This window comes from Inquilinus sp. (genome assembly GCF_039594555.1).
In the GTDB taxonomy this organism is placed as follows: Bacteria; Pseudomonadota; Alphaproteobacteria; order DSM-16000; family Inquilinaceae; genus Inquilinus.
On sequence record NZ_JBCNNF010000176.1, the window covers coordinates 1 to 13,831 of the forward strand.

Annotated in this window: 13 protein-coding genes; 7 read left to right on the forward strand and 6 right to left on the reverse strand. The window is 72.3% G+C overall.

What is annotated here, in order from left to right:
- The first annotated feature begins 176 nt into the window (after positions 1 to 176).
- Together ABDW35_RS19145 and ABDW35_RS19150 are read left to right on the forward strand one after the other, a co-directional pair.
- Complete coding sequence (locus tag ABDW35_RS19145) at positions 177 to 851, forward strand: uracil-DNA glycosylase (RefSeq protein ID WP_343715480.1); 675 nt, start codon at positions 177 to 179, stop codon at positions 849 to 851.
- Between the two features lie 111 nt (positions 852 to 962).
- Positions 963 to 1,637 carry a response regulator transcription factor gene (locus ABDW35_RS19150; protein ID WP_343715481.1) on the forward strand — a complete coding sequence of 225 codons (675 nt, stop codon included), beginning with the start codon at positions 963 to 965 and terminating at the stop codon, positions 1,635 to 1,637.
- 21 nt (positions 1,638 to 1,658) lie between these two features.
- On the opposite strand, the gene ABDW35_RS19155 is transcribed toward ABDW35_RS19150, so the two are convergent.
- From ABDW35_RS19155 to ABDW35_RS19175, 5 genes are all read right to left on the reverse strand, one after another.
- Complete coding sequence (locus ABDW35_RS19155; protein WP_343715482.1) at positions 1,659 to 3,050, reverse strand: TolC family outer membrane protein; 1,392 nt, start codon at positions 3,048 to 3,050, stop codon at positions 1,659 to 1,661.
- A gap of 41 nt (positions 3,051 to 3,091) precedes the next feature.
- Entirely contained in the window at positions 3,092 to 3,853 is a 762-nt protein-coding gene (locus ABDW35_RS19160) for an SDR family oxidoreductase (protein WP_343715483.1), read from the reverse strand.
- Between the two features lie 100 nt (positions 3,854 to 3,953).
- On the reverse strand, positions 3,954 to 7,091 hold the full coding sequence (locus tag ABDW35_RS19165) for an efflux RND transporter permease subunit (RefSeq protein ID WP_343715484.1): 3,138 nt from the start codon (positions 7,089 to 7,091) through the stop codon (positions 3,954 to 3,956).
- Complete coding sequence (locus tag ABDW35_RS19170; RefSeq protein ID WP_343715492.1) at positions 7,088 to 8,287, reverse strand: efflux RND transporter periplasmic adaptor subunit; 1,200 nt, start codon at positions 8,285 to 8,287, stop codon at positions 7,088 to 7,090. Before ABDW35_RS19170 ends, ABDW35_RS19165 begins: the two co-directional genes overlap by 4 nt.
- A gap of 165 nt (positions 8,288 to 8,452) precedes the next feature.
- Positions 8,453 to 8,632: a hypothetical protein gene (locus ABDW35_RS19175; protein ID WP_343715485.1), complete on the reverse strand. Its 180-nt coding sequence runs from the start codon at positions 8,630 to 8,632 to the stop codon at positions 8,453 to 8,455.
- A gap of 308 nt (positions 8,633 to 8,940) precedes the next feature.
- Here ABDW35_RS19175 and ABDW35_RS19180 point away from each other — a divergent pair, with 308 nt between their 5' ends.
- The 3 genes from ABDW35_RS19180 to ABDW35_RS19190 all read left to right on the forward strand — a co-directional run bounded on the left by ABDW35_RS19180 (position 8,941) and on the right by ABDW35_RS19190 (position 11,502).
- On the forward strand, positions 8,941 to 10,302 hold the full coding sequence (locus ABDW35_RS19180) for a HAMP domain-containing sensor histidine kinase (protein ID WP_343715486.1): 1,362 nt from the start codon (positions 8,941 to 8,943) through the stop codon (positions 10,300 to 10,302).
- 191 nt (positions 10,303 to 10,493) lie between these two features.
- On the forward strand, positions 10,494 to 11,162 hold the full coding sequence (locus ABDW35_RS19185) for a carboxymuconolactone decarboxylase family protein (RefSeq protein ID WP_343715487.1): 669 nt from the start codon (positions 10,494 to 10,496) through the stop codon (positions 11,160 to 11,162).
- Between the two features lie 10 nt (positions 11,163 to 11,172).
- Positions 11,173 to 11,502 carry a putative quinol monooxygenase gene (locus ABDW35_RS19190; protein ID WP_343715488.1) on the forward strand — a complete coding sequence of 110 codons (330 nt, stop codon included), beginning with the start codon at positions 11,173 to 11,175 and terminating at the stop codon, positions 11,500 to 11,502.
- Positions 11,503 to 11,526: 24 nt separating this feature from the next.
- On the opposite strand, the gene ABDW35_RS19195 is transcribed toward ABDW35_RS19190, so the two are convergent.
- Positions 11,527 to 12,420, reverse strand: a complete 894-nt coding sequence (locus ABDW35_RS19195) for a LysR family transcriptional regulator (RefSeq protein ID WP_343715489.1) — start codon at positions 12,418 to 12,420, stop codon at positions 11,527 to 11,529.
- 212 nt (positions 12,421 to 12,632) lie between these two features.
- Between ABDW35_RS19195 and ABDW35_RS19200 the strand changes: the two genes are divergently transcribed.
- On the forward strand, positions 12,633 to 13,028 hold the full coding sequence (locus ABDW35_RS19200; RefSeq protein WP_343715490.1) for a cupin domain-containing protein: 396 nt from the start codon (positions 12,633 to 12,635) through the stop codon (positions 13,026 to 13,028).
- Complete coding sequence (locus tag ABDW35_RS19205; RefSeq protein WP_343715491.1) at positions 13,025 to 13,771, forward strand: SDR family oxidoreductase; 747 nt, start codon at positions 13,025 to 13,027, stop codon at positions 13,769 to 13,771. The genes ABDW35_RS19200 and ABDW35_RS19205 overlap by 4 nt, the downstream gene beginning before the upstream one ends.
- The last annotated feature ends 60 nt before the right edge of the window (positions 13,772 to 13,831 follow it).

Consider the following 13,831-nt stretch of genomic DNA (forward strand, 5'->3'; position numbering starts at 1 on the left):
CGCATGATCCGGCAGGGGCGGCGGCTGGGTGCGACGGAAACCCCCGGATCGCCGCGATCTTAAGCCGGCGCGCCGGCCGAATCGAGGGGCGGCGCGGGGCCTCTCGCAGACGGAGGGGCGCCGGCCCGGCCAGCCATGCTAGAACGCCACGATTCCCGACGCAGCAGCACCGATTGATGACCGAGACGATATCGACCCCCGGCCGCGACTGCCCGCTTTGCCCGCGCCTCGTCAGCTACCGCGAGGCCAATCGGGAGAAGTGGCCGACCTGGCACAACGCACCGGTCCCGGGCTGGGGCCCGCCGGACGCGCCGCTGCTGGTGCTCGGCCTCGCCCCGGGCGTCAAGGGGGCGAACCGCACCGGACGTCCCTTCACCGGCGACCATGCCGGCAAGCTTCTCTACGCGACGCTGCTGAAGTTCGGCCTGGCGCAGGGCGTCTATGGCGAAGATCCCGAAGACGGCCTGCAGCTGGTCGGCACGCGCATCGTCAACGCGGTCCGGTGCGTGCCGCCGGAGAACCTGCCGACACCGGCGGAGATCCGCACCTGCAGCCGCTTCCTGAAGGCCGAGCGGGAGGCGATGACCGGCGTGAAGGCGGTCCTGGCCCTCGGCCTCGTCGCGCACAACGCCCTGCTGCGGCTCTACGGGATCCCCGCCGCCCGGGTGAAGTTCGCCCATGGCGCGATGCACGCCATGCCCGACGGCATCCTCCTCGCCGACAGCTACCACGTCAGCCGCTACAACACGCAGACGGGGCGCCTGACCACGGAGATGTTTGAGGCCGTGGTGGGCGAGCTGGCCGCGCGGATCGGGTGGAACGGCGAGGACCGCGCTGCTGGCGTTCGATAGTCTGGGCCGACGCGCCATCTCGACGCCGGAATCGACGGTCATGGTCGCGGCGGACCGATGCCTCGCGGGGCTGCGATCGAGGCGGGTGCGGGATCGTCGGCGGAGATCGTGATGCGCGTGCTTCTCGTCGAGGATGAGCCGGAGATGGCGGCGGTCCTGGCCGCGGCCCTGGCGGTGCGGGATTTCGTGGTCGATCGCGCCGCCTCTCTAACCGAAGCCGAGGCCGCGGCGCGGTGCGCGGAGTATCGCGTCATCATCGTCGACCGGCGTCTGCCGGACGGCGACGGGCTGACCCTGGTGCGGGCCCTCCGCCGGTCGGGCGTCGGCGTGCCGATGATCGTGCTGACGGCCCGCGGCGATGTCGGCGACCGTGTCACCGGCCTCGAGGCCGGCGCCGACGACTACCTCGCCAAGCCCTTCGCCTTCGAGGAGCTCCTGGCCCGGCTTCGCGCCGTGCTGCGGCGGCCGCCGGAGGCGCGGCCGGATTTCGCCCGGCTGGGCCGGCTGGAATTCGACCTGGGCCATCGCGAGGCACTGGTCGACGGCTGCCCCCTGCCGCTGCGGCGGCGGGAGCTGGCGATCCTGGAAGCCCTGATCCAGCGCCGCGAGCGCGCGGTGCTGCGCGAGACGCTGGAATCCGCCGTCTACGGCCTCGACGACGAGATCCAGTCGAACTCGCTCGATGCCCATATGTCCAGGCTCCGGCGCAAGCTCGCCGAGGCGGATGCCGGCGTCGAGATCCGCAGCATCCGCGGCGTCGGCTATCTGCTGCGGGCCGCACGGTGACGGACGGCCGGCGACGGCCGGTCATCCATCGACCGAGGTTCCCCACCAGCGCGACCGGGTCCTGCGGTAGTCCGGCTCCGGATCATAGACCTCGACCGGCAGCCCCAGGTCGCGCGCGGTAAGGGTGCCGATCGCGGCGCGGAGCTGATAGCCGGCGACCACCTCGTTGCGCCGCGCCTCCACCAGGTTGAGCTGGGCGTTGAGCAGGTTCTGCTGCTCGGTCAGGACGTCGAGCACCGTGCGTGAGCCGACCTGGGCCTCCTGCCGCAGTCCGCTCACCGCCATCGTCTCCGCCCTGACCGCCGCCTGGAACGACGTGATCGCCGCCCGCGCGGTGACCAGCGACTGCCAGGCCTGGACGGCGCCCTGAATCGCCTGGCGCCGCTGGGCCTCGATCTGGATCCGCTTCTGGCCATGGGCATAGCGCGCCTGGCGCACCATGGATTCCTGATTGCCCTGGGAATACAGCGGGATGGTCAGCTGGGCGACGATCGCCGCGGAATCGATGCGGTTCTGCGCCCCGCTGCCGGACCGCGGGTGGGACAACGTCGAATACTGCCGCTGGATCCGCGCCTGCAGGTCGATCGACGGCAGCAGCGCGCCGAACTGCAGGTCGATATTGTCGGCCGCGGCGCGTTCGCTGAACAGCGCCGCGACGATGCCCGGATGATTCGCCTGGGCCTGCCGGATCGCATCCTGCATCGAGGCCGGCAGCCCGGCCGGCACAGCCGGCGTCTCCATCGCCCCCGGCGGCCGGCCGATGATGCGCTCGAAGACGGCGCGGCTGGTGCGCAGCGTGCCCTCCGCCTCGACCCGGCCGGCGACGGCGCTGGCCAGGCCGGCCTCGGCCTGGCTGACATCGGTCGGGGTTACCTCGCCGACATTGAAGCGATCGCGGGTCGCCTGCAGCTGCTGGCCCAGCACGGCCTCGTTGTTGCGCCGGACGTCGAGCGCCGCCTGGGCCCGGACCACGTCGGCATAGGCGGTCGCGGCATCCAGCAGCACCGTCTGCTCGGTGGTCTGGACGACGGCGCGGGTGGCCATCACCGTGTTCTCGGCCTGGCTCACCGCGGCCTGGGTGCGGCCGCCATTGTAGAGGTTCTGGTTGACGGTGATGCCGAGCGTGGCCGGGTTGACCTCGTGCCACCGGCCGTCCCGGCCTCCGGAGGGCAGGGCGGTGCCGCCGCGCTGCCCGTCGGTCTGGGTGTTGGTGAACTGGCTCTCGATGCTGGCACTCGCGCTGACCGACGGCCGGTAGCCGGACAGGGCCTGGGCCACGCCTTCATTGACCGCCTTCAGGTTGGCGATATCGGCGGCGAGGTCCGGATTGGTGGCGTAGGCCGACGCCAGCGCCTCGGTGACCGACTGCGCCGAGGCCGTCCCTCCGGCCGGCGACAGCGCGATGACGAGCATGGCCGCCCGCAAGCGGCTCAACCCAACTGCCATGATCGGTTTCATCTCCGTTGTCTCGCATCGTCCGGGTTCAGCCGCCCGTCGATGATCAGCTCGGTGCCGGTGACGTAGCGCGCGTCGTCGGAGGCCAGGAACAGCACGCCCTCGGCGATGTCCTGCGGCGTGCCGGAATGGCCCATCCGGATTGACGTCCGGGCCGTCGCTGCCTGCCGGCTCGAGGCCGCGCCGATGACCGGGGCGTCGATCGCCGTGGGGCGGACGGAATTGACCCGGACCCCGTTGCGCGCGCCGACGCAGGCGAGCGCCCTCGCCTTGGTCAGCAGCGTGATCTCGCTTTTGCCGGGCGGGCGGTAGGGGAAGCGCGGATTGCCCGCATGGGTGTCGGTCAGGGCGACGTTGACGACGGCACCGCCGCCGGATCGCGCGATCGCCGGAATCGCATGCTCCAGCCCCAGTGAGAGCGCCAGGAGGCCGGAGGCCCGCTCCCGCCCCAGATCCGTCCACGCCGCGCCGGCGTGATCGCCGAAGGCCGGGACGCCGACGGTGTTGACCAGCACGTGCAGCGCCCCGAAGCCGGACCAGGCCGCCTCCACGAGATTCCGCCACGAGGCCTCGTCGCCGATGTCGTGGCATTGGAAGCCGACGCGCCCGCCGGCATCGCGGATCATCACCGCCGTTTCGACACCGCCCTTCGGGTCCCTGTCGGCGAGCAGAACGGCCGCGCCCTGCAGCGCCAGGGCCAGCGCGCTGGCCCGGCCGATCGGAGATGCCGCCTCCGTCACCAGGACGACCTTTCCCGCCATCCGTCCCTGCGCGGCTCTGAGCGACGCGGGTGTCCGGCGGAGCGATCGGGCGTCCCGGCGCCGGGCCCGCGGCCGCTCGTCGGGCGGGGGGAAATACCGCTCATGCATGTCCGGTCTCCTGTCGGGCGGCGGCAGGCTCCACCGCCGCGCGGTCGGCCTCGGTGACCGAGGTCAGGCGGCCGAGGCGGGGCGCCAGCCAGGCACGCAGGTCGTCCATCAGCGTGAACACCGCCGGCACCAGCACCAGGCTGAGCGCGGTCGAGGTGACGAGGCCGCCGATCACCGCCGCCGCCATCGGGCCGCGGAAGCCGGCATCGGCGCCGAAGCCCAGCGCCGCCGGCATCATGCCGGCGATCATCGCCAGGGTGGTCATGACGATCGGCCGGGCCCGCACCAGGCAGGCCTGGATCAGGGCGGTGCGCCGGTCGAGCCCCGCCCGCCGCCCCTCGATGGCGAAATCGACCAGCAGGATGGAGTTCTTGGTGACGATGCCCATCAGCATCAGCAGGCCGATCACCGTCGACAGGTCGAGCGCCGCACCGATGCCGAGCAGCGCCAGCACCGCCCCGATCGCCGACAGCGGCAGCGCCGCCAGGATGGTCACCGGCTGCAGGAAGTCGCGGAACAGCAGCACCAGCACCGCCAGCACCACCAGCAGGCCGGCGATCATCGCCCCGCCGAAGCTGGCGAACATCTCGTCCATCGATTCGGCGTCGCCATAGGCCGGCCGCTCCACCCCCTCCGGCAGCTGCGCCAGCGCGGGCAGCGCCTCGATCGCGGCCAGGGCGGTGCCGAGCGGCACGCCGTTCAGGTCGGCGTCGACCGAGACCCGGCGGCGGCGGTCGAAGCGCTCGACCTCGGCATCGCCGGCGCCGAAACCGATCTCTGCCACCGAGGTCAGCGGCACGGCCCCGCGGTCGCCGGCCACGCGCAGCTGGCGCAGCGCCTCGATGTCGGCGCGGGCGGCGCGGTCCAGCGCCACCCGGATCGGCACCTGGCGGTCGCCGAGGTTGAACTTGGCGGAGTTGGCGTCGGTATCGCCGATCGTGGCGATGCGAGCGACGGTGCCGATCGCCTGGGCCGAGACGCCGAGCCGAGCCGTCTCGTCCGGCCGCGGGCGGATGCGGATCTCCGGCCGCGGCAGCGGCTCGGTCGAGCGGGCATTGGCCAGGACCGGCAGGGCGCGCATCTCGCGCTCCAGCGCCCGGGCGGCGGCGCTCAGCTTCTCCGGATCGTCACCGGTCAGCACGATCGACACGTCCTTGCCGCCGCTCTCGCCCAGGAAGGCGAAGCGGATGTCCGGGATCCGCGACAGCTCGTCCCGGGCCGAACGCTCGAACGCCTTGCGGGTCACCTGGCGCTCGCCGCGCGGCTTCAGCACGATCACCAGGCTGGCCTTGGCGACATCCTCGCTCGAGGCGTTGGCGTCGGCCGCCGCGGCGCCGCCGGCCCCGCCGATGGTGGCGAAGACGTGCTCGACCTCCGGCCGCTGCTGCAGCTCTGCGGCGATGCGATCGGCCACCGCATCGGTGGCGGCCAGGGTGGCGCCGGGCGGCAGCTCGACCTGCAGGTTCGAGATCCGGCTGTCGCTGTCCGGCAGGAAGCCGGAGGGCAGCAGCGGCACCAGCAGCAGCGACCCGGCGAGGAGGGCGCCGGCCGCGGCCAGGGTGGCGCCGCGGTGGTCGAGCGTCCAGTTCAGCAGCCGGACATAGCGGCCGCCCGGCGGCGCGGCACCGGCATCGCCGCCGGGCGGCACCCGCTTCGGCTGCAGCAGATAGGCCGCCATCAGCGGCGTCAGCAGCCGCGCCACCAAGAGCGAGGCGAGCACGGCGACCGCCACGGTCAGGCCGAACTGCTCGAAATACCGGCCGGTGACGCCGCCGATGAAGCTGACCGGCGCGAACACCGCGACGATGGTCAGGGTGGTGGCGACCACGGCCAGGCCGATCGCGTCGGCCGCGTCGATCGCGGCGCGGTAGGGCCGCTTGCCGAGATGCAGGTGCCGGTCGATGTTCTCGATCTCGACGATCGCGTCGTCGACCAGGATGCCGATCACCAGGGTCAGCGCCAGCAGCGAGATGCTGTTCAGGGTGAAGCCCAGCAGGTCCATTGCCCAGAAGGCCGGCAGGATCGACAGGGGCATGGCCACGGCCGCGATCAGCGTCGCCCGCCAGTCGCGCAGGAACAGGAACACCACCAGCACGGTCAGCAGCGCGCCTTCGACCAGCGCCGCCATCCCTGCCTCGTAGCTGTCGCGGGTGTATTCGACGGTCGAGGCGATCTCGCTGATGGTGACGCCCGGCGCGCGGGACTGGAGTTCGGCGAGGCGCGCGGCGACGCCGTCGGCCACCACCGTGTCGCTGGCCCCCTTGGCGCGGTAGACGGCGAAGGCGACCACCGGCTCGCCGTCGAGCCGGGCCAGCGAGCGCTGCTCCCCGGCGCCATCGGTGACGGTGCCGAGCGTGTCGAGCCTGGCCCAGCGGCCGTTCGGCAGCACGATCGGGGTATTAGCCAGGGCCGTCACGGTGCGGGCGCCGCCGAGGGTGCGGATTGCCTGCTCGCGGGCATCGATCTCGCCCCGGCCGCCGGGGACGTCGGCATTGGTGCTGCGCAGCTGGGCGTTGACCTGGTCGGCGGTAGTGCCGAGCGCCGCCAGCCGGTCGGGGTCGAGCTCGACCCGGATCTCGCGGCCGACGCCGCCCATGCGCTGCACCTTCTGCACCCCGGCCACGGCCAGCAGGTCGCGGGCGATGCGGTCGTCGACGAACCAGGAAAGGTCGACCGCCGACATCCCCGGCGCGCGCACGCCGTAATAGAGGATGGCGCCGCCTTCGACGTCGAGGCGGGCGATGACCGGCTCCTCGATGCCCTGCGGCAGGTCGCTGCGGATGTTGGTCACCGCGTCGCGTACATCGGTGGTGGCGCGGTCCGGGTCGACGCCGATGCGGAACTCGACCGTGGTCGAGGAGGTGCCGTCGGCGATGGTCGAGGTGATGTGGCGCGCACCGGCCAGGCCGGCGACCGCACCCTCGACCCGGCGGGTGACCTGGCTCTCCAGCTCAGACGGCGCGGCGCCGGCCTGGGTGACCGTGACCGTGACGATCGGGAATTCGACCTTGGGGTTGGCGTTGACCGGCAGGCGCAGGAAGGACCACCAGCCCGCCAGGGTCAGGACCGCGAACAGGACGAGGACCGGGATCGGCCGGCGGATCGACCAGGAGGAGAGGCCGGAGGTCATGGCCGGCCGTCCACCGGCCGGAACAGGGCGGGCATCCCGTCCGCCATGATCACCCGGTCGCCCTCGCGCAGGAACGCCCCGGCGCTGAGCACCACGCGCTGGCCGGCGGCGAGCCCCTCGCGGATCTCCGCCCAGCCGTCCTGGCGCAGCCCGACCGTCACCTCCTGGCGGGCCACGGTGCCGTCGGCGGCGACCGTGAGCACCGCGCTGTCGCCGAGGTCGTCGCGTTGGATCAGCGCCGAATCGGGGATGACGACGGCGCCGTCGCGACGCTCCGCCACGATGGCGGCGCGGCCGAACACGCCCGGCCGCAGCCGCGGGTCGACCGGCAGCGCGATGCGCGCCCGGCCCAGCCGGCTGTCCCGGTCGGCCTTCGGCGCCACCAGCCGCACCCGGCCGTCGAACGCCTCCTCGACGCCGGCGACCCTGATCCGGGCCGGCTGGCCTGCCGCCAGTGCCGGCAGGTCGACCTCGGGCACCTCGGCCTCGAGTTCGACCTCCCCCTCGCGGATCAGCTTGACCAGCGGCCCGGAGCCCGCCAGCGCCCCGACCCGGGCGGCGCGCTCGGAGACGATGCCCGCGGCCGGCGCCCGGATCTCGGCCCGGCCGAGCCGGGTGCGGGCGTCATCGGCCTTAGCCTGCGCCTGCGCCACCTCAGCGCGCGACACCTCCAGCATCTTGTCGGAGGAGACGGCGACGGCGCGCCGCTTGTCGTATTCCTGCGGGTTGAAGGCGGAGGAGCCGCGCAGCTGCTCGATGCGCCGGAAGCTGGCCGCGGCCTCGGCCTGCGTCGCCTGATCGCGCGCCAGCCCGGCCTCCGCCCGCAGCACCGCCGCCTCGGCGTCGTGCAGCGCGGCGGTCAGGAGGTCGGTCTCCAGCCGCAGGATCACCTGGCCGGCCGCGACCCGGTCGCCTTCCTCGACCAGCACCTCCGCGATGCGCTGGCCCTCGATGGCGGTGCCGATCGCGATCTCCTCGCGCGGCATCACCGTGCCGGTCAGCGACAGCGTCCGCTCGATCGGGCGCTGCCGGGCGACGGCAACCGAGACCACCGGCCGGGACTGACCGGCCGGTGCCATGGCCGACCCGACCCCGTCGGTGCCGGTCATCACGACGGACGTGGCCGCCAGGGCGGCCGCGCCCAGGCCGCAGATCACGGTCAGCCAGGGCCGCGGGCGGCGCCGCGCAGCTTCCATCACCGGTCGTTCCGCCGGGCCCGGCGGTCGGCTATCGGACATGTTTGTTTCGCTCTGGTTGTTCGAGCGGGCGGAGCTCGTCGGGGGAGCTCCGGCCTGCCGGCGGAGGCGCGCAGATCGCGCCGGGTCTGATGGTTCTGAAGGGGCCGCGAGGATCGGCAGCCGTCACGGCCCGCTGACGGAGGCGCCGCAGACTGCCAAGGTGTCCCGGGGCTTCAGCGCCGCGGCCAGGCGCTGGGATCCCCACGCCATGATCAGCACGGCCCCGATCACGCCCAGGATCGCCAGCGACATCGCGGCGCGCCCCATGGGGTCCGCGGCGATGACAGGCTCGCCCGACGCCATGGGCGCATGCCTTGACGACTGTCCATCGACCATGTCTCTCGACCTTCTGCCGCCGGATCGCTCTTCGCCCTGGCGACGCCATGGCGCGACATTCCCTTCGGGCGATGTCCCGATCCCCGACAGCCAATGCACCCCGAGCATTGCCGGAACATTGCACGCGATGTTCTGCCAGCCTTGCCGGCGAGGCGGCTGTGAAGGACGAGCCGGACATGGATCATTGTGCTGGCGGCGGGGTGCGTTCCCCGCTTCAGTGGGCACGGCCCGAACCGGCGGCCGTCGAAGGAGAACCGAATCGTGCGGAGGCTGGCATGGCTCGCCGTCCATCCCTGACGCGGCGGCTGATGCTGCGCCTTTCCGCGCTGCAGATCGTGTCCGTCGTCCTCGCGGTGATCGCGACGCTCCTGCTGCTGGCGGAGGCGCAGGACCGCGAGTATTCCGGCGCCATCTACGCCGCCAATGTCCTGGCGAAGAACGTGACGCAGGCCGGGGATGGGGGGCTGATCCTCTCGGACACCCCGACCGTGCAGGAGATCAGGCGGCAGACCGCCTCCGGCTTCTGGTTCCGCATCACCGACGGCACCCGGACGATCGCCGAGGGGGATGGGCCCGCGGGCATCCTGTCGGTCACCGATGCCATGCAGGGCGGCGTCAACTATTCCGAGCTGAACACGCCGGACGGGAAATTCATCGGCGCCCTCCAGGCGACGAGCACGCCGGAAGGCCACAGGCTGCTCGTCGCCACCGGCCCGATCGACATGGGCCTCTGGCCGTTGATCGACTTCACCGTCGACCCGGACAATCTCTACTTCGTGTACCTGGCCCTGGCGCTGGTCATCGGCACGGTGATCGCGGTGCCGCTGACCGTGCGCTCGGCGCTGAAGAATCTCGGCCTGGTGGCGAGCGCCGCCGCGCGCATCGACCCGGACCGGCGCGGCAACCGGCTGCCGATCGAGCAGGTGCCGCGCGAGATCACGCCGCTGGTGGCGGCCGTGAACGAGGCGCTGACCCGCCTGGATGCGGGCTATGAGCGGCAGCGCCGTTTCCTGGCCAGCGCCGCGCACGAGCTGCGGACGCCGATCGCGATTCTCAAGCTCAGGCTCGAAGCCTTCGGCGACGAGCCGATGAAGGCGAGCCTCGGCCGCGACCTGCTGCGGCTCGAGCTGATGGCCGACCAGCTGCTCGACCTGGAGCGGTTGCGCAGCCGCACCAGCCCGTTCTCCGCCGTGGACCTGGTGGCCCTGGCCCGCAAGGTGGCGGCGGACCTGGCGCCGCTGGCGATCGCCAGCGGCTACGACCTGGTCGTCGATGCGGAGGAGGAGCGGGTCGAGGTCGACGGCGACAACGCGGCGCTGGAGCGTGCGACCGCCAACCTGATCCACAACGCCATCCAGCATGGCGGCCAGGCCGGCACGATCGTCGTGCGGGTCGAACGCGGCGGCAGCCTCATCGTCCAGGATGACGGGCCGGGCATTCCCCGCGAGGAGCGCGACCGCATCTTCGAGCCGTTCCATCGCCTGGCCGGCGGCGGCCCAGGCTCCGGGCTCGGGCTCAATCTGGTGTCGGAAATCGCCCAGGCCCATGGCGGCCGGGCCGTCGTCCGCGATGGCCCGCGCGGTGGAGCGTCGTTCCAGCTGGAGCTCGGGCGCCGTACCGGGGCAGGGGCCGGCTAGGGCGTTCGACACCGGCGCTCACAGCGGATTGATAAGGTCAGCCGATAAGCTCATGCGCGCTACGCCGGCTAATCGCAGGCTGCCGTGCCGACTATCTCCGGCGCATGCAATCCATCCCCGCCGCAATCGCCGCCCTGTCCCTGACTGCCGCCATGGCGGCACAGGCGGAGCCATCACAGGAAGATCTGCACATGGTCGCCCCCGCCCTGGAGCGATACACGGAAGAGACGCTGCTCGGCGGCGTCTGGAAGCGTCCCGGCCTGTCGGCGCGGGACCGCAGCATCGTCACCCTCGCTGCCCTGATCGCGCGCAACCAGGCCGCCGGGCTGCCCTTCTATCTCGGCCTCGCCCTCGACAGCGGGGTCCAGCCGCGCGAGATCTCGGAGATCATCACCCATCTCGCCTTCTATTCTGGCTGGGGCAACGCCATGGCGGCCGCGGCGGCCACCCGGGACGTCTTCGCCGCGCGCGGCATCGGCGGCGACCAGCGTCCGGCCGCGTCGCCACCGCTCCTGCCGCTCGACGAGGCGGCGGAGGCGCAGCGCGCAGCGCGCGTCGGGGAGCAGTTCGGGGCGGTCGCACCGGGAGTCGTGCAGTACACGACGGACGTCCTGTTCCGGGACCTGTGGCTGCGCCCCGACCTGGCGCCGCGCGACCGAAGTCTGGTCACGGTCAGCGCGCTGGTCGCCAACGGCCAGGTCGCCCAGATCCCCTATCACCTGAACCGGGCGATGGACAACGGCCTGACCCGCGCGCAGGCCGCGGAGGCGCTGACGCAGCTGGCCTTCTACGCCGGCTGGCCGAACGTCTTCTCGGCACTGCCGGTGGCGAAGGACGTCTTCGACAAGCGCCCGGAGTAGGAGGCCCGCCGTGACCGCCGAGCCGGTGTCGGCGCCGTATGTCCGCCTGGCGGAGCTGGAGATCGACCCGGCGCGGGCGGAGGCGTTCAGCGCCGCCATCAGAGTTGAGATCGAGACCGCGATCCGCGTCGAGCCGGGCGTCCTCGTCCTCTATGCCGTGTTCGAGAAGGACGATCCGGCGCGGGTGAGGGTGTTCGAGGTCTATGCCGACGAGACGGCCTACCGGACGCATCTGCAGACCCCGCATTTCTGGACGTTCCAGGCGGATACGGAGACCATGATCCGGTCGCGCCGGCTCCTCGACGCCGTTCCGATCGTCCTCGGCGCCAAGGCGAGGTGAGGGGCGAAACGCCCGGCCGTCGGCTCAGCCGCGGTGGCGCAGCGCGTCCACCAGCAGGGCGAAGGCGGCCGAGGTCTGGCGCCGGCTGGGATAGTACAGGTGGTAGCCCGACCAGGGCGGCGACCAGCCTTCCAGGACCTGCTGCAGAAGCCCCGCTGCGAGATGGGGCTGTGCCAGGTCTTCCGGGACATAAGCCAGGCCGAAGCCGGACAGGGCGGCGTCGAGCACCTGGAAGATGCCGTTGAAGACCAGCTGGCCCTCGACCCGCACCTTGACCTCGCGCCCGTCCCGCTCGAACTCCCAGGCATAGAGCCCGCCATAGGTCGGCAGGCGCAGATTGATGCAGCGATGGGCGACCAGGTCCTGCGGCGCCTGCGGCCGCGGCCGACCGGTGAGGTAGGCGGGCGACCCGACCACGGCGAAGCGGATGTCCGGCCCGATCCGCACCGCGATCATGTCTTTCGCCACCTGCTCGCCCAGGCGCACGCCGGCATCGTAGCGCCCGGCGACGATGTCGGTCAGCCCGTAGTCGATGGCCAACTCGACCCGGATCTCGGGATAGCGCGGCAGGAAGCCCTCCAGCTTCGGCCACAGGATCGAGCGGATGGCATGGTCGCCGGCCGTGATCCGGATGGTGCCGGACGGCTTTTCCCCGAGCTCGCTCACCGCCGCCAGCTCGGCCTCGATCTCCTCCAGCCGCGGCGCCACGGTGCCCAGCAGGCGCTCACCCGCCTCGGTCAGCCCGACGCTGCGCGTCGTCCGGGTCAGGAGGCGGATGCCGAGCCGCGTCTCGAGCTGGCGGATGGTCTGGCTCAGCGCCGATTGCGACACGCCCAGCTTCGCTGCCGCCCGGGTGAAGCTCCGCTCCTGCGCCACCGCGACCAGGGCCGCCAGGTCGTCCAGGCTGCCACGCTGCATTGATCGGCCCTGCTTATAAGTCCATGCCGATCCTAGCGTCTAATCGCAAGAGAACCACGCCCCAGATTCCAGGTCCTCGAAACCGACGACCGGCCCGGGACGACGCGATGATCCACCGCAGACGCATCCTCGCCGCCGCCGGCGGTCTCGCATTGATGGCGGCCGGGACGGCCGCCGCGCAGACGCCGGCATTGCCGGGAAGGAGCGGATCCATGCAGATCACACGAGGCGGCTCGCAGCCGTCGCGCAAAGGACCGGCGGAGTACTTCACGGGCGCGGTGCGTGTCGATCCGCTGTTCCAGGCGCCGGAGCCGGCGCGGGTCGCCGGCGCCAGCGTCACCTTCGAGCCGGGCGCCCGCACCGCCTGGCACACCCATCCGTTGGGCCAGACCCTGATCGTCACCGCCGGCCTCGGCTGGGTGCAGCGCGAGGGCGGATCGGTCGAGGAGATCCGGCCGGGCGACGTGGTCTGGTTTCCGCCCGGGCTGCGGCACTGGCACGGCGCCACGCCGACCACGGCGCTGACCCACATCGCCATCCAGGAGGCGCTGGACGGGAAGACCGTCGACTGGCTGGAGCAGGTCAGCGACGCGGAGTATCGCCGATGAGCGCCGCCATCGAAGGCAAGGTCGTCGTCATTACCGGCGCCAGCAGCGGGCTGGGCGAGGCCACGGCCCGGCTGCTGTCCGAGCAGGGTGCTGCCGTCGTCCTGGGCGCCCGGCGCGCCGACCGGCTGAAGGCCCTGGTTGACGAGCTGGTTTGGCGCGGCGGCAAGGCCCTCGCCGTCACCACCGACGTCGCCGACCGCGCGCAGGTCCAGGCCCTGGTCGATGCGGCGGTCCAGGCCCATGGCCGGGTCGATGTGATGATCAACAATGCCGGGCTGATGCCGCAGGCGCCGCTGGAGCGGCTGGCGGTCGACGACTGGGACCGGATGATCGACGTCAATCTCAAGGGCGTGCTGTACGGCATCGCCGCGGTGCTGCCGGTGATGCAGCGGCAGAAGGCCGGGCACATCATCAACGTCTCCTCCGTCGCCGGCCACAAGGTCGGGCCCGGCTTCACGGTCTACGCCGCCACCAAGCACGCCGTCCGCGCCCTGTCCGAGGGGCTGCGGCAGGAGGTGAAGCCCTACAACATCCGTACCACCGTGATCTCCCCGGGCGCGGTGGCGACGGAGCTGCCGGCCAGCGTCACCGACCCGCAGGCGGCGGAGCGGATCCGCGCCTTCTACGACAAGGTCGCGATCCCCGCCGATTCCTTCGCCCGCGGCGTGGCCTTCGCCATCAGCCAGCCGGAGGAGGTCGACATCAACGAGATCCTGTTCCGGCCGACGGCGCAGGAGCTGTAAGGCGGTCGCCTAGACGAGGCTGCGGGGGCCGACGCCCCGCAGCACTGCCGCCAGGTCGAC

Bases quoted from the DNA above. Each gene is read 5' to 3' on its own strand.
- ABDW35_RS19145 (WP_343715480.1), top strand. From the start codon at position 177: ATGACCGAGACGATATCGACCCCCGGCCGCGACTGCCCGCTTTGCCCG.
- ABDW35_RS19150 (WP_343715481.1), top strand. From the start codon at position 963: ATGCGCGTGCTTCTCGTCGAGGATGAGCCGGAGATGGCGGCGGTCCTG.
- ABDW35_RS19155 (WP_343715482.1), bottom strand. From the start codon at position 3,050: ATGCTCGTCATCGCGCTGTCGCCGGCCGGAGGGACGGCCTCGGCGCAG.
- ABDW35_RS19160 (WP_343715483.1), bottom strand. From the start codon at position 3,853: ATGGCGGGAAAGGTCGTCCTGGTGACGGAGGCGGCATCTCCGATCGGC.
- ABDW35_RS19165 (WP_343715484.1), bottom strand. From the start codon at position 7,091: ATGACCTCCGGCCTCTCCTCCTGGTCGATCCGCCGGCCGATCCCGGTC.
- ABDW35_RS19170 (WP_343715492.1), bottom strand. From the start codon at position 8,287: ATGGAAGCTGCGCGGCGCCGCCCGCGGCCCTGGCTGACCGTGATCTGC.
- ABDW35_RS19175 (WP_343715485.1), bottom strand. From the start codon at position 8,632: ATGGCGTCGGGCGAGCCTGTCATCGCCGCGGACCCCATGGGGCGCGCC.
- ABDW35_RS19180 (WP_343715486.1), top strand. From the start codon at position 8,941: ATGGCTCGCCGTCCATCCCTGACGCGGCGGCTGATGCTGCGCCTTTCC.
- ABDW35_RS19185 (WP_343715487.1), top strand. From the start codon at position 10,494: ATGGTCGCCCCCGCCCTGGAGCGATACACGGAAGAGACGCTGCTCGGC.
- ABDW35_RS19195 (WP_343715489.1), bottom strand. From the start codon at position 12,420: ATGCAGCGTGGCAGCCTGGACGACCTGGCGGCCCTGGTCGCGGTGGCG.
- ABDW35_RS19200 (WP_343715490.1), top strand. From the start codon at position 12,633: ATGCAGATCACACGAGGCGGCTCGCAGCCGTCGCGCAAAGGACCGGCG.
- ABDW35_RS19205 (WP_343715491.1), top strand. From the start codon at position 13,025: ATGAGCGCCGCCATCGAAGGCAAGGTCGTCGTCATTACCGGCGCCAGC.